This is a genomic window from Acidovorax sp. GW821-FHT09B03 (assembly GCF_059418305.1).
In genome coordinates, this window is the sequence record NZ_JBWKPP010000001.1 from 15,274 (window position 1) to 29,699 (window position 14,426).

General features: G+C 68.0%; 15 protein-coding genes. 5 read left to right on the forward strand and 10 right to left on the reverse strand.

Annotated features, from left to right (window positions below):
* Positions 1–2: 2 nt before the first annotated feature.
* From leuS to AC07PA_RS00085, 5 genes are all read right to left on the reverse strand, one after another.
* On the reverse strand, positions 3–2,714 hold the full coding sequence (gene leuS, locus AC07PA_RS00065; RefSeq protein WP_494604103.1) for a leucine--tRNA ligase: 2,712 nt from the start codon (positions 2,712–2,714) through the stop codon (positions 3–5).
* A gap of 98 nt (positions 2,715–2,812) precedes the next feature.
* Entirely contained in the window at positions 2,813–3,253 is a 441-nt protein-coding gene (locus AC07PA_RS00070) for an ExbD/TolR family protein (protein WP_494604101.1), read from the reverse strand.
* Positions 3,250–3,939 carry a MotA/TolQ/ExbB proton channel family protein gene (locus AC07PA_RS00075; protein WP_494604099.1) on the reverse strand — a complete coding sequence of 230 codons (690 nt, stop codon included), beginning with the start codon at positions 3,937–3,939 and terminating at the stop codon, positions 3,250–3,252. The genes AC07PA_RS00070 and AC07PA_RS00075 overlap by 4 nt, the downstream gene beginning before the upstream one ends.
* Before the next feature lie 22 nt (positions 3,940–3,961).
* Complete coding sequence (gene dapB, locus AC07PA_RS00080; protein WP_007857530.1) at positions 3,962–4,792, reverse strand: 4-hydroxy-tetrahydrodipicolinate reductase; 831 nt, start codon at positions 4,790–4,792, stop codon at positions 3,962–3,964.
* 60 nt (positions 4,793–4,852) lie between these two features.
* Entirely contained in the window at positions 4,853–5,425 is a 573-nt protein-coding gene (locus AC07PA_RS00085; protein WP_494604097.1) for an outer membrane protein assembly factor BamE, read from the reverse strand.
* 85 nt (positions 5,426–5,510) lie between these two features.
* Here AC07PA_RS00085 and fur point away from each other — a divergent pair, with 85 nt between their 5' ends.
* Positions 5,511–5,927, forward strand: a complete 417-nt coding sequence (gene fur, locus AC07PA_RS00090) for a ferric iron uptake transcriptional regulator (protein ID WP_007857532.1) — start codon at positions 5,511–5,513, stop codon at positions 5,925–5,927.
* Between the two features lie 124 nt (positions 5,928–6,051).
* On the opposite strand, the gene hprK is transcribed toward fur, so the two are convergent.
* From hprK to AC07PA_RS00110, 4 genes are all read right to left on the reverse strand, one after another.
* Positions 6,052–7,008, reverse strand: a complete 957-nt coding sequence (gene hprK, locus AC07PA_RS00095; RefSeq protein WP_007857533.1) for an HPr(Ser) kinase/phosphatase — start codon at positions 7,006–7,008, stop codon at positions 6,052–6,054.
* Positions 7,009–7,044: 36 nt separating this feature from the next.
* Entirely contained in the window at positions 7,045–7,512 is a 468-nt protein-coding gene (locus AC07PA_RS00100) for a PTS sugar transporter subunit IIA (RefSeq protein WP_007857534.1), read from the reverse strand.
* 108 nt (positions 7,513–7,620) lie between these two features.
* The gene (gene hpf / locus AC07PA_RS00105) at positions 7,621–7,956 is read right to left on the reverse strand and encodes a ribosome hibernation-promoting factor, HPF/YfiA family (RefSeq protein WP_007857535.1); all 336 of its coding nucleotides are present in this window, start codon (positions 7,954–7,956) and stop codon (positions 7,621–7,623) included.
* A gap of 230 nt (positions 7,957–8,186) precedes the next feature.
* Positions 8,187–9,422 (reverse strand): MFS transporter, encoded by a 1,236-nt coding sequence (locus tag AC07PA_RS00110; protein WP_494604093.1) that lies wholly within the window; start codon positions 9,420–9,422, stop codon positions 8,187–8,189.
* A gap of 203 nt (positions 9,423–9,625) precedes the next feature.
* On the opposite strand from AC07PA_RS00110, the gene AC07PA_RS00115 reads away from it, so the two are divergent.
* Positions 9,626–10,546, forward strand: coding sequence for a phosphoribosylaminoimidazolesuccinocarboxamide synthase (locus tag AC07PA_RS00115; protein ID WP_007857537.1), 921 nt, complete (start codon positions 9,626–9,628; stop codon positions 10,544–10,546).
* 61 nt (positions 10,547–10,607) lie between these two features.
* Here the strand turns inward: AC07PA_RS00115 and trxA are convergent, their stop codons facing one another.
* The gene (gene trxA / locus AC07PA_RS00120; RefSeq protein WP_494604090.1) at positions 10,608–11,513 is read right to left on the reverse strand and encodes a thioredoxin; all 906 of its coding nucleotides are present in this window, start codon (positions 11,511–11,513) and stop codon (positions 10,608–10,610) included.
* Positions 11,514–11,667: 154 nt separating this feature from the next.
* On the opposite strand from trxA, the gene purE reads away from it, so the two are divergent.
* From purE to AC07PA_RS00135, 3 genes are read left to right on the forward strand one after another with little or no spacing between them, the layout of a single operon-like run.
* A complete protein-coding gene (gene purE / locus AC07PA_RS00125; protein WP_007857539.1) occupies positions 11,668–12,165 on the forward strand; it encodes a 5-(carboxyamino)imidazole ribonucleotide mutase in 498 nt (165 codons plus the stop codon).
* Entirely contained in the window at positions 12,162–13,331 is a 1,170-nt protein-coding gene (locus tag AC07PA_RS00130; protein WP_494604087.1) for a 5-(carboxyamino)imidazole ribonucleotide synthase, read from the forward strand. Before purE ends, AC07PA_RS00130 begins: the two co-directional genes overlap by 4 nt.
* A 19-nt stretch (positions 13,332–13,350) precedes the next feature.
* The gene (locus AC07PA_RS00135; RefSeq protein WP_007857541.1) at positions 13,351–14,367 is read left to right on the forward strand and encodes an L-threonylcarbamoyladenylate synthase; all 1,017 of its coding nucleotides are present in this window, start codon (positions 13,351–13,353) and stop codon (positions 14,365–14,367) included.
* Positions 14,368–14,426 lie beyond the last annotated feature (59 nt).

Below are 14,426 nucleotides of genomic sequence, written 5' to 3' on the forward strand. Positions count from 1 at the left end.
GCTCACACCACCACGTTCACCAGGCGCCCGGGCACCACGATCACGCGCTTGGGCGCAGCCCCTGCGGCCTGGGCGATGAAGGCTTCGCTGGCCAGCGCAACGCGCTCGATCTCGGCCTTGTCGGCCTGGGCCGGCACGAGGATGGAGCCGCGCAACTTGCCGTTGACCTGCAGCATGAGCTCGATCTCGTCCTGCACCAGGGCACCGGCGTCCACCTGGGGCCAGGGCGCGTCGAGCAGCTCGCCCAGGGCACCGGCATAGCCCAGCGTGGCCCACAGCGCGTGGGCGATGTGGGGCGTGGCGGGGTACAGGCTGCGCAGCAGGATGCCGAAGCCCTCGATCAGCGCCACTTGGGCGCCTGCCGAGTCGGTGGCCTTGAAATCTTCCAGCGCGTTGATCATCTTCATCGCGCCCGAAACCACCGTGTTGTACTGCATGCGCTGGTAGTCGTAGTCCACCTGCTTGAGCACGGTATGGATCTCCAGGCGCAGGGCCTTGGCCTCCTTGCCGAACTGCACGTCGGCCAGGCTCGTGGCACCGGCCACGCTGGCCAGCGCCGCGTCCCGGTCGATGGCCGCGAGCTTGAAGCCGAAGTTCCACACCCGGCGCAGGAAGCGGTAGCTGCCTTCCACGGCCGCATCGTTCCACTCCAGCGTGGCTTCGGGCGGGGCCGTGAACATGGTGTACAGGCGGGCGGTGTCGGCACCGTACCTGGCGATCAGGTCCTGCGGATCGACACCGTTGCGCTCGGTCTTGCCCATCTTGCCCACGCCGCCATACTCCAGCAGCAGGCCCTGCGCGAACTGGCCTTCGGCCTCGTTCAGCTTGCCGCCGGTGATGCGGCCCTGGGCATCCAGCACGGGGGTCACGCCCTCGGGCGGGAAGTAGCTCTTGCCGCCCTTCTCGTCGCGCGTGAAGTAGATGTGGTTGAGCACCATGCCCTGCGTGAGTAGGTGGGCGAAGGGTTCGTCCACCGTCACCAGCCCCAGGTCGCGCATGACCTTGGTCCAGAAACGTGCGTACAGCAGGTGCAGGATGGCGTGCTCGATGCCGCCGATGTACTGGTCCATGCCGGCACCACCGGTCGCGGCCTTCTGGTCGCGCATCCAGTAGGCCGTGCCGTCGGCCACCATGGCGTCGTCGTTCTTCGGGTCGCAGTAGCGCATGAAGTACCACGAGCTGTCCACGAAGGTGTCCATGGTGTCGGTCTCGCGGCGCGCGGCCTTGCCGCAGACCGGGCAGGTCACGCCGGCGTGGAAACCTTCGTGCTTGTGCAGCGGGTTGCCCGAGCCGTCGGGCACGCAGTCGGTGGGCAGCACCACCGGCAGGTCCTTCTCGGGCACCGGCACGGCACCGTGCTCCTCGCAGTGGATGATGGGGATGGGCGTTCCCCAGTAGCGCTGGCGCGAAACGCCCCAGTCGCGCAGGCGCCAGGTGGTCTTGGTCTCGCCCAGGCCCTTGGCCTGCAGCGCGTGGGCCACGGCGGCCACGGCCTCCTTGTAGCCCATGCCGCTGAAGCTGTCGGAGTTGATGGTCACGCCGCGCTGCTTGTCACCGTACCAGTCGTTCCACTGGTGATAGTTGAAGTGCTCGCCGTCCACCAGCACCACCTGCTTGATTTCCAGGTCGTACTTCAGGGCGAAGGCAAAGTCGCGCTCGTCGTGCGCGGGCACGCCCATCACGGCGCCGTCGCCATAGCCCATGAGCACGTAGTTGCCCACCCACACCGGGATCTGTTCTTCGGTGATGGGGTGCGTCACGAACAGGCCCGTGGGCTGGCCCTTCTTTTCCTGCGTGGCCAGCTCGGCCTCGGTGGTGCCGCCGCTCTTGCATTCCTCGATGAAGGCCGCCAGCGCCGGGTTGCTGCGCGCGGCATGCGCCGCCAGTGGGTGCTCGGGCGCCACGGCGCAGAAGGTCACGCCCATGATGGTGTCGGCGCGCGTGGTGAAGACGTACATGCGGCCGTCGCCGATCAGCGCGCCGTCATCGCCCTGGATGTCGTGCAGGAAGGCAAAGCGCACGCCTTCGCTCTTGCCGATCCAGTTCTCCTGCATGAGCTTGACGCGCTCGGGCCAGCCGGGCAGCTTGTCGCCGGTCACGAAGTCCAGCAGTTCTTCGGCGTAGTCGGTGATCTTCAGGTAGTAGCCGGGAATCTCGCGCTTTTCCACCGTGGCGCCGGTGCGCCAGCCCTTGCCGTCGATGACCTGCTCGTTGGCCAGCACGGTCTGGTCCACCGGGTCCCAGTTCACGACCTGGGTCTTGCGGTAGGCAATGCCCTTGTCCAGCATCTTCAGGAACAGCCACTGGTTCCAGTGGTAGTACTCGGGATCGCAGGTGGCGACTTCGCGCGACCAGTCGATGGCCAGGCCCATGGCCTGCATCTGCGTCTTCATATACGCGATGTTCTCGTACGTCCACTTCGCAGGCGGCACGCCGTTCTTGAGCGCCGCGTTCTCGGCCGGCAGGCCGAAGGCGTCCCAGCCCATGGGCATGAGCACGTTGTGGCCGTTCATGCGCAGGTAGCGCGTGAGCATGTCGTTGATGGTGTAGTTGCGCACATGGCCCATGTGCAGCTTGCCGCTGGGGTAGGGCAGCATCGAGCAGGCGTAGAACTTCTTCTTGTTCGCGTCTTCGACCACGCGGTAGGCATCGCGGGCGGTCCAGTGGTCTTGCGCGGCGCGCTCAACCTCTTGGGGAGAGTATTTGTCTTGCATGGAGGCTCGGGTCAGGATGGTGCAGCCACAGGACTGCGCTGCGCGGATTTTAGGCTGTCGGGCGAACCGCCGCGGGAGCGGGCCCGGCAGCCCGGGTTTCAGGGCTTTTTCGGGGCTTGGGCGGCGGACTGCGGATCGGCCACGAAACCGATGCGCTGCAGGCCCGCGGCATGGGCTGCGCCCATGATCTCGACGATGCGACCATAGGGCACGGCGGCGTCCGCGCGCAGCTGCACTTCGGTGTCGGGCGCGGTGGCGCCGATGCGCTGCAGGCGCTCGGCCAGTGCGGCCTGTGCCAGCGGCTGGTCGTCGAGGAAGGCCTGGCCCGTGCGGTCCACCACCAGCGTGAGGGCCCTGGCCGGCGTCCCGGAGGCGGTGCCCTCGGCGCGCGGCAGGTCCAGGCGGATGGCGCTGGCCATGAGCGGCGCAGTGAGGATGAAGATCACCACCAGCACCAGCATCACGTCGACCAGCGGCGTCATGTTGATGTCGCTCATGGGCTGGGAACCCGGCGTACGTTCCAGCCTGCCGAAGCTCATTCGGCCACCCTGCCCACGGGCACGGCGGCCGCGTGCGCCATATCGGTGCGCAGTTCACGCAAATCCCGGGCGAACCCCTCCAGGTCGGCCTCGATGCGCCCGATGAGCCGGCCGCAGACGTTGTAGGCCAGCACGGCCGGGATGGCCACGGCCAGTCCGGCGGCGGTCATGACCAGGGCCTCGCCCACGGGGCCGGCCACGCGGTCGATGGTGATCTGCCCGGCCCCGGCCATGGCCGACAGCGCATGGTAGATGCCCCAGACGGTGCCCAGCAGGCCCACGAACGGCGCCGTGGAGCCCACGGTGGCCAGCAGCACCTGGCCGAACTGCAGGCGGCCCAGCACCGCGTGCAAGGCGTCGCGCAGCACGCGCGTGAGCCGCTGCGACAGGCTGCCCATGGAAGCCAGGGCAGCGGGGGAGGCCTGGTCGGCCACGGTGTTGACGGCCTGCACCATGGGCAGCACCAGGGCCAGCCGGTCAAAGCCCTGCAGGCGCAGCGCGGCCTCCGGCAGCGAGGGGGCCTGCCAGACGGCGGCCACGCAGCGCGCCACGTCGGCACTGGCACGGCGCAGCAGGCGCAGCTTCCAGAAGATCACCACCCAGCTGGCAACGGACATGCCCAGCAGCAGCAGGGCCGTGCCCTGTGTCACCGCGTCGCCCTGGCGCCACCAGTGGAATGCGTCCATGCGCGTGTACGGCCTTGGTTTCTTACTTCAGGTTCAGCACGTCGAACATGTCGTGCAGACCGGTTTGGTGGGCGGCCAGGTAGCGCACGGCGCGCAGGCTGCCCTGGGCGTAGGTGGTGCGGCTGCTGGACTTGTGCGTGATCTCGATGCGCTCGCCGATGCCCGCGAACAGCACGGTGTGGTCGCCCACGATGTCGCCGCCGCGGATGGCCGCAAAGCCGATGCTGGACGGATCGCGCTCGCCCGTGATGCCTTCGCGGGCGTAGACGGCGCATTCCTTGAGGTCGCGGCCCATGGCCTCGGCGATGACCTCGCCCATTTTGAGCGCGGTGCCCGAGGGCGCATCCACCTTGTGGCGGTGGTGGGCCTCGATGATCTCGATGTCGTAGCCGGTGGCCATGGCCTTGGCGGCCATCTCCAGCAGCTTGAGCGTGACGTTGACGCCCACGCTCATGTTGGGCGCCATGACCACGGCCGTGCGCTGCGCCAGGGCGGCGATCTCGGCCTTCTGCTCGTCGGAAAAGCCGGTGGTGCCGATGACCATCTTCACGCCCAGTTCGGCGCACACCGCCAGGTGGGCCAGCGTGCCCTCGGGGCGCGTGAAGTCGATCAGGACGTCGGCGTTCTGCAGGCCGGCCTTGATGTCCGAGGTGATGGCCACGCCGCTGGCATGGCCGAGGAAGGCGGTGGCATCCGAGCCGATGCCGGGGCTGGCGGCCACGTCCAGTGCGCCGGCGAGCACGCAGTCGTCGGTGGCGCGCAGGGCCTCGATGAGCATGCGGCCCATGCGGCCCGATGCGCCGGCAACGGCCACGCGCACGGGGGTGGAGGTTGTCGATGTGTTCCCTGCCATGTGATTCCTGGGTTCGCTAATAGATGACAATGAAAAAAGCCCCCATGGGGGGCCGCCCGGTCAGCGCCCGGGCACTTCGAGGGGCGGGTAGCGGGCCGGTGCCAGTTCCTGCGGGGCTGCATCGGCGGCCTTTTCGGCGGGGGTCTCGGCCTTGCGTGCGGGGTAGCGCGCCAGCTGGTCCTGCGTGGCCTCCAGCACGGGCACCTTGCCCTTGCCGGTGCGGCCGCCGTCCAGCGAGGCGACGAATTCGGCCTCGGAGGGCATTTCGTCGCCTTCCGAACGCGCCAGCACGTCGCCCTCGAAGAACACCGTGAGCTTGCGGGTCTGCAGCTCGGCCGAGGGCTTCTTCAGGGTGAAGACGTATTCCCAGCGGTTGGAGTGGAACAGGCTGGTCACCAGGGGGGTGCCCAGGATTTCACGCACCTGCTGGCGGCTCTGGCCGGGCTTCAAGGCCTCGACCTGCTCGCGCGAGACGAAATTGCCCTGCACGATGTCGATCTTGTACGGCGTGACCACGGTGGCCAGGCGGCGGCTGGCGCCGTCCAGGCTGCCGCACCCCGCCAGGGTGCCGACGACGGCACCCACCAACAGGATCCAGCCCAGGCGGGCATTGATACGGGCTTTGACTGGCATGGGGGAAAGAGCTGAGGATATGATCAAACCATTGTAGCGGCAGCCTCTCTCCCCTTCCCGGGCCACCGGCAACCAGGACCAATCCATGACCAATATCGACGAACTCAAAAGCACCGGCCTCAAGGCAACCCTGCCCCGCCTGAAGATCATGGAGATCTTCCAGAAGGGCACGCAGCGCCACATGACGGCCGAAGACGTGTTCCGCGTGCTGCTCGAGGAGCGCTCGGACATCGGCCTGGCCACCGTGTACCGCGTGCTCACGCAGTTCGAGCAGGCGGGCATCCTGATCCGCAGCAACTTCGAGAGCGGCAAGGCCGTGTACGAACTCAACGAGGGCTCGCACCACGACCACTTCGTCTGCACGTCCTGCGGCAAGGTCGAGGAGTTCTACGACCCCGAGATCGAAAAGCGCCAGCAACTCGTGGCCAAGTCCAAGGGCTGGCTGGTGCAGGACCACACCATGGCGCTCTACGGCCAGTGCGCCGATTGCGCGAAGAAATGACTCCCCCCTGAGTCGCCTGCGGCGCCTTCCCCCCAGAGGGGGGACGCTCCCAGCGCGGCGGGGCGGCCCTTGCGCGGGAGCACTGGTATGGCCGCGCCAGTTTCGGCGGCCTGACTGAGCGCCGCTAGCCGCCGGTGTCGCGCTCCATGGCGCGGCGGTGGCGTTCGACGAATTCCTGGTAGGTGTCGATGCCGCGCAGCTGCAGGATGGTATTGCGCACGGCGGCCTCGACCAGCACGGCGATGTTGCGGCCGGCCACCACCTGGATCACCACCTTGAGCACGGGCACGCCCAGCACGTCCTGGGTGAGCGGCTCGTAGGGCAGGCGCTCGTAGTCGCGCTCCAGCGTTTCCTTGCGCACCAGGTGCACGATGAGCTTCAGGCGCATCTTGCGGCGCACGGCCGTCTCGCCAAAGATGGCGCGGATGTCCAGGAGGCCGATGCCGCGCACTTCCAGCAGGTTCTGCAGCAGCTCGGGGCACTTGCCCTCGATGGTGGTCTGGTTGATGCGGAACAGATCCACCGCGTCGTCGGCCACCAGGCCGTTGCCGCGCGAGATCAGCTCCAGGCCGAGTTCGCTCTTGCCCAGGCCCGATTCGCCGGTGATCATCACGCCCAGGCCCAGGATGTCCATGAACACGCCGTGCATGGTCGTGCGGTCGGCGAAGTGCTTGGACAGGTAGGCCCGCAGCACGTCGATCACGAAGGCCGAGGACTCGTGCGTGGAGAACATCGGGATCTGCGCGCGCTCGCACATCGACACCAGCGCATCGGGCGCGGTCTGGTTGTCGGCCAGCACCAGCACCGGCGGCTCCAGCGTCACGATGCGGGCGATGCGGCGCTTGCAGTCGTCGGGGGAGGCATTGCTCAGGTAGGCGATCTCGCGCTCGCCCAGGATCTGCACCCGGTAGGGATGGATGTAGTTGAGGTAGCCGACCAGGTCGGCGCCCGAGCGGGCGGAGCGTACCGCCACTTCGTCGAAGCGGCGCTCGGAGGCACCGAGGCCCGCAACCCACTCCCATTTCAGGGCGCTGCGGAATTCCTCGAAAAGGACGTCGGCGCTGACAACATTGGGTTTCACGGCAAGGATGCGGGGGAATGCGCGGTGCCGCGCAGGTCAGGCGGCCTGGGTGGACTGCCAGCCGGCGATCATGCCGTGCAGCTCGGCCGCATCGGTGCTGGCCTTGAGCTTTTCGCGCAGCACCGAGTCGCTCAGCAGCTCGGCGATCTCCGAGAGGATCTCCAGGTGCTTCTGGGTCGCGGCCTCGGGCACCAGCAGGAAGATCAGCAGCGCCACCGGCATTTCGTCCGGGGCATCGAAACCGATGGGGTGGGCCAACTGGAACACCGCCGCCATGGGCGCCTTGAGGCCCTTGATGCGGCCATGCGGGATGGCCACGCCATGGCCCAGGCCCGTCGAGCCCAGGCGCTCGCGCGCGAAGAGGCTGTCGGTGATCAGGGCACGCGAGAGCCCGTGCTGGCTCTCGAACAGCAGACCCGCCTCTTCAAAAGCACGCTTCTTGCTGGTGGAGTCCACGCTCACAAGCACTTGGGCGGGAGGCAGGATGGAGGCGAGTCGGTTCATGGTCAGAGGTAACAATTATGCACATATTGGCAAAAACCCTGAGCAATTTACAAGGGGCCACAAAAAAACCGCCTCCAGGGGCGGTTGCTGTGGCCCGCAATGCAACGCTCAGGCGTGCATTTCGCGCTTGGCAGCTTCGTGGTGGTGGTCCTGCAGGCGGTCCTTGTGGCGCACCACCTGGCGGTCCATCTTGTCGACCAGCTCATCCACCGCAGCATACAGGTCGGAATGGGAGCTCTCGGCAAACAGGTCGTTGCCCTTCACATGGATATTGCATTCCGCTCGCTGGCGCTTTTCCTTTTCCTTTTGCTTCTCTACTGTCAGCAGCACCTTGACGTCTACTACTTGGTCGAAATGGCGATTGATCCGGTCCAGCTTGGTTGTCACATAACTGCGCAGTGCTGGGGTAACTTCGAGGTGGTGACCGCTGATCGTCAAGTTCATAAATAAGTCTCCTGTGGCTCTCGGTGGAACAAATGCCGCCCTGGATCAGAGGGCCGGCCCGGCGAACTTGGATGCATCCATTGACGGGTTCACTATGCCCCTGCTGTCATCGAAATGCAATCCCATACCGCCCCTGCCCACTGGGTTATGCCCGGCGAGGTGCCAGCGGCCCGAAAAGGGCGCACAATGGCTGAGTTGGCAGGGGCAGCCTGGCCCACAGGAGCCACGCCTCAGGCCTTGCCTGCAGGCCCCGGCGCTGCGCCATGCAGCACCAGCCGCCCCACCACCGCGATGGACAGCACGCTGGCAACGGTGCCCACCACCGCAGCCATCCAGTAGCCCTGTACCAGCCCCTGGGCATCGCGGCTGATCAGCACGCCCCCCACCAGCGAAGCCACGCCCATGGCCGCGGACTGCACCGAGGCATTGAGCGTCATGAACGTGCCGCGCAGCTGCGGGTTGGCGGCCGAGGTGATGATGGCCATGCCGGGGATCATGCGCCCGCTCATGAAGGCGAACATCAGCGTGGACACCGTGAGCACCACCCACAGCGGCACCCCATGCACCGTGGTGATGCCGAGCAGGCACGGCCCCACCGCCAGGGCCAGCCAGCGGAAGGTGCGGACCTTGCCGCGCGCATCCGTCAGGCGCCCGAACAGGCGCGCCGTGAACAGGGTCACCACGCCGCCGCACAGGTAGATCAGCGGCACCTGGTCGGTGCGCACGCCGGCATTGGCCTGCATGTAGATGGTGATGTACGGGATCACCGTGAAGCCGGTGAACATCAGCAGGCCCGAGAACACGAAGGCCCGGCGGTGGTTGGCGTCCCTGAGCACCTCGGCGATGCCGCCCAGGGCCGTGCGCTGCTGGCCTGCCGCCAGGTGGGCATCCATGGTCGGCAGGGTGCGCGCGGCAAACACCAGCAGCAACAGGCACATCGCGGCAATCGCGAAGAACGGCATGTGCCAACCCCCGTACTCGGCGAACACCAGCCCCAGCGGCACCCCGGCCACCGTGGACACCGAGAACGAGGTCATCACGATGCCCATGGCCCGCCCGCGCCGCTCGAAGGGAACCACATCGGCCACGACGGTCTGGCACAGGGCCGAGAGCACGCCGCCGAACATGCCGGCCAGCACGCGCGCCACCATCAGCGTGGCGTAGGTGGGCGCCAGGCCGCAGGCCAGCGTGGCCAGGCCGAACAGCGCGTACAGCGCCAGCAGCAGGCGCTTGCGGCCGAAGCGGTCGATGTAGGTCGAGGCCAGCAGCCCCGAGACACCGGCCGACAGCGTGTACGCCGACACCAGCAGGCCGAACTGGGCATCGCTGATGGCGAAGATGCGCGTGAGCTGCGGGCCCAGCGGCATCATGATCATGAAATCCAGGATGTGCGTGAATTGCACGCCCGCCAGGGTCAGGAGCAGCCACAGTTCGCGGCGGGGAGAAAGGGGATGGGACGTGGGCACAAGGGATTGCCGGCAAGGGCATGGTGAAAGCGAGCCCGGCAGTGTGCCGTCCCTCGAAGGGCCCCACAAGCCCCTGCCGACCGGAGCATCGGCCCCGGCGCGTAAAATCGGCTTGCTGTACAGAGAACGTGGCCGCGCGGGTGCGCGCCCTCCCCTTCCCCAGGCCTGACCGCAGCGGACATCGACTGCCCCACACCGACACCATGACCCAGCCCAGCTCCAACGCCCTGCACACCTCCGCCCTGACCTCGCTGCCCCTGCTGGCGCGCGGCAAGGTGCGCGACAACTACGCCGTGGGCGACGACCGCATCCTGATGGTGGCCAGCGACCGCCTTTCGGCCTTCGACGTGATCATGGGCGAGCCCATCCCCGGCAAGGGCGAGCTGCTCACGCAGATGGCGCTGTTCTGGTTCGACAAGCTCGGCCACATCTGCCCCAACCACCTGACGGGCGACGCCCCCGAGAGCGTGGTCACCCCGGCCGAGGCCCCGCAGATCCGCGGCCGCTCGATGCTGGTGCAGCGCCTGCAACCCATCCCGGTCGAGGCCGTGGTGCGCGGCTACCTGGCCGGCAGCGGCTGGAAGGAGTACCAGGAGTCGCGCTCGGTCTGCGGCGTGCCCCTGCCCGAAGGCCTGACCAATGCAGCCAAGCTGCCAGCGCCCATCTACACCCCGGCCGCCAAGGCCGCAGCCGGCGAGCACGACGAGAACATCACCTTCGAGCGCACGGTGGAGATGATCGGCCTGCCGCTGGCCACGCAGATCCGCGACCTGAGCATCGCCATCTACCAGGCCGCGGCGGAGATCGCGCTGACCAAGGGCATGATCATTGCCGACACGAAATTCGAGTTCGGTCTGGCACCCGATGGCACCCTGGTGCTGATGGACGAGGTGCTCACGCCCGACAGCTCGCGCTACTGGCCTGTGGAAGGCTATGAAGCGGCGCTCGCCGCCGGCCAGAACCCGCCAAGCTACGACAAGCAGTTCGTGCGCGACTGGCTGGAGCAGGCCCAGGTCAACGGCAAGCCCTGGGACAAGACCCCACCCTCTCCGCGCCTGCCGCGCGAGGTGATCGAAAAGACCGCGGCCAAGTACCGCGAGGCGCTGGAACGGTTGGTCGGCTGACACCCGTCCCGGTTCCTGCAACAAAAAAGGCTCCCTGGGGAGCCTTTTTGCATGGTGCCGGTCAGCTGAGCACGACGCTCGACAGGCGGCGGCGGTACGTGGCCACCACCGGGTCGTCCGGCGGGATCTGGCCGTCTGCCACCTTGGCCTTGGGCTGCTCGATGATCTCCAGGATGGCGACGTAGGTCTTGCGCGCCACTTCTTCGCCCCAGGCCTTGTCGCGCATCAGGATCTCGAGCAGTTCGTCCATGGCGTCGGTCCAGCGCTGCTCGGTGATGAGCCAGCGCGCATGGGCCAGGCGGGCGTCGAAGTCGCGCTTGCTGACCGCGATCCTGGCCTCGAACGCGGACGTGTCGCCCGCGCCTTCGGTGGTGGCCACGGTGTCGATGGCGTCCATCCAGACCTTGAGCGCGGCGATCTTGCGCGAATTGGGGGCCTTGGCGATCACCGGGGCGAACGCCACCTTGGCATCGTCATCGCGGCCCAGCTGCAGCAGCAGCTTGACGTAGTCGAAGCGCGCGTCGTCATTGCCCGGGTCGGTGGCCACGGCATGCTGCAGCTTTTCCAGCGCGGTGCCGGTGTCACCTTCTGCCAGGGCATCCAGGGCTTCTTCTTCCTGCTCCTCGGCTTCCAGGACCTCGGCCGTGGGCACATGCTTGTCGAGGAACTCGCGCACCTGGCCCTCGGGCAGGGCGCCCATGAAGCCGTCCACGGGCTGGCCGTTCATGAGCAGCACGCAGGTCGGAATGCTGCGGATGCCGAACATGCCGGCCAACTGCTGCTCCTGGTCGGAGTCGATCTTGGCGAGCTTGAAGCGGCCGTCGTACTCGGTTTCCAGCTTCTCCAGCACCGGGCCGAGGGACTTGCAGGGGCCGCACCAGGGCGCCCAGAAATCCACCAGCACAGGCACTTCCATCGAGGCGGCAATCACCTCGGCTTCAAAATTTTCTACGGTGACGTCAATCATGGTCGGGGGCCCAGGGCCGGTGAAGCAAGTTGGCGCTATTTTGGCGCATTGAAACAACCCCGTGGCGGGGGGGCCATCGCAAATCGTAAAATCGGGGGTTCCACCTACAGCGCTCCGGTGGGCTCACGCCCACCGGAGCGCCCCCACACACACCATGAAACCCATCCAGATCGGCGTGGTCATGGGCTCCAGCAGCGACTGGGAGACCATGCAGCATGCAGTGCAGATTCTTGAGCAATTCGGCATTTCCCACGAGGCGCGCGTGGTGTCGGCACACCGCATGCCCGACGACATGTTCGCCTATGCCGAAGCCGCCGCCGGCCGGGGCCTCAAGGCCATCATCGCCGGTGCCGGCGGCGCCGCCCACCTGCCAGGCATGATCGCCGCCAAGACCACGGTGCCCGTGCTGGGCGTGCCGGTGGCCAGCCGCCACCTGCAGGGCGTGGATTCGCTGCACAGCATCGTGCAGATGCCCAAGGGCATTCCCGTGGCGACCTTCGCCATCGGCACGGCCGGCGCCGCCAACGCGGCCCTGTTCGCGGTGGCGCTGCTGGCCAGCGAGAGCCCCGAGCTGCGCCAGCGCCTGGAAGCCTTTCGCGCCGAGCAGACCGAAGTGGCGCGCAACATGACCCTGCCCCCGGCTGCTGCATGACCACGCTTTCTGTCCCCCTCCTGCCGGGCGCCACGTTGGGCGTCCTGGGCGGCGGCCAGCTGGGCCGCATGTTCGTGCACACGGCCCAGGCCATGGGTTACTTCACGGCCGTGCTCGATGCCGACCCGACCAGCCCCGCAGGCTTGGTGAGCCACCACCACATCCAGACCGGCTACGAGGACGCGGCCGGCCTGGCCGAACTGGCCCGCGTGGCCGATGCCGTGACCACGGAGTTCGAGAACGTGCCCGCCACCGCCCTGGCGGCGCTGGGCGCGCTGCGCCCGGTGTCGCCCGCTGCGGGTGCCGTGGCCGTGGCCCAGGACCGCGCGCAGGAAAAGGCCCATTTCGTGCGCTGCGGCGTGCCCTGCGCGCCCTATGCAGTGATCGAGACGGCCGAGCAACTGGCTGCCGTCTCGCCAGACCTGCTGCCGGGCATTCTCAAGACCGCCCGCATGGGCTACGACGGCAAGGGCCAGGTGCGCGTAAAGACCAGCGCCGAGCTCGCCGTCGCCTGGGATTCCGTGGGCCAGGTGGCCTGTGTGCTCGAAAAGATGCTGCCGCTGGCGCTCGAATGCTCGGTCATCGTCGCGCGCGGTGCCGATGGCGCCTGCGTGCACCTGCCGGTGCAGCGCAACCTGCACCGCGAAGGCATCCTGGCCGTGACCGAGGTGCATGCCGGCAACCTGCCCGACGCACTGGCCCGCCAGGCCATCGCCGGTGCCGTCTCGATCGCAGCCGGTCTCTCGTACGTGGGCGTGCTGTGCGTGGAATTCTTCGTGCTGCAGGACGGCAGCCTGGTGGTCAACGAGATCGCCCCACGCCCGCACAACAGCGGCCACTACAGCCAGAACGCCTGCGACGTCTCGCAGTTCGAGCTGCAGGTGCGCACCATGGCCGGCCTGCCGCTCACCCAGCCACGCCAGCACAGCCCGGCGGTGATGCTCAACCTGCTGGGCGACCTGTGGTTTGCGGCCGATGGCAGCGCGCAGACGCCACCCTGGGCCCAGGTGCTGGCCCTGCCCGGCACCCACCTGCACCTGTACGGCAAGCGCGACGCCAAGCCCGGGCGCAAGATGGGGCACCTGAACATCACGGCCGACAGCGCCGATGCCGCGCGCGCCACCGCCCTCCAGGCCGCGGCCCTGCTGGGCATTGCGCCCTTCTGACCGGCCCGGACCGCATTCCATGATCCTCGACGGCAAGCAGCCCGAATCCATCGCCGCCGCCGCCCGCGCGGTGCGCAGCGGCGCCCTGCTGGGCCTGCCCACCGAAACGGTGTATGGCCTGGCAGCGGACGCCAGCAGCGATGCGGCCGTGGCCCAGATCTTTGCCGCCAAGGGGCGGCCCAGCGACCACCCGCTGATCGTGCACGTGGCCGATGCCTCGGGCATTGCCCATTTCGCCAGCGAGGTGCCGGCCTTTGCGCAGGCCCTGGTCGACGCGTTCTGGCCCGGGCCACTGACCATCATCCTGCCGCGCCGCCCTGGCGTGGCCACGGCCGCCACCGGCGGCCAGGACAGCGTGGGCCTGCGTTGCCCGGCCCATCCCGTGGCACATGCCTTGCTGACCGCGTGCGCAGCCCCCGGAGATGGCAGCGAGCTCGGTGGCCCGCCCGTGTGGGGCGTGGCAGCCCCCAGTGCCAACCGGTTCGGCCGCGTGAGCCCCACCACCGCCCGGCATGTCGCCGACGAGCTGGGGGAGGACCTGCTGGTGCTCGATGGCGGCCCCTGCGGGGTGGGGATCGAGTCGACCATCGTCGACTGCACGCGCGGCATGCCGGTGCTGCTGCGCCCGGGCGCCATCACGCGCGCCCAGATCGCCCGCGCCTGCGGCATCGCCCCGCTGTCCAAGGAAGACCTGCCCGCGCACACGCCGCGCGCCTCGGGCACGCTGGAAGCCCACTACGCGCCCAACGCCAAGGTGCGGCTGATGGATGCCAAGGCCCTGCAGACGGGCCTGGACCTGCTCGGTGCCGACGCCGCCAACATGGCCATCTATGCCCGCACGGCCTTGCGCACGCGCTCGTCCAGGCTGGTCATGCGCCGCATGCCCGATGATGCGTCGGCCACTGCCCAGCAGCTCTTTGCCGTGCTGCGCAGCTTCGACGATGCCGGAGTCAAGCTGATCTGGATCGAAGCCCCGCCCGCCACCCCGGAATGGGAGGGCGTGCGCGACCGCCTGCAGCGCGCCGCAGCAGCCTGAGCACAAACATGGCCGCACTGTGACAATGCTTTACATGGCTTGACATGGCGTCGTTAAAC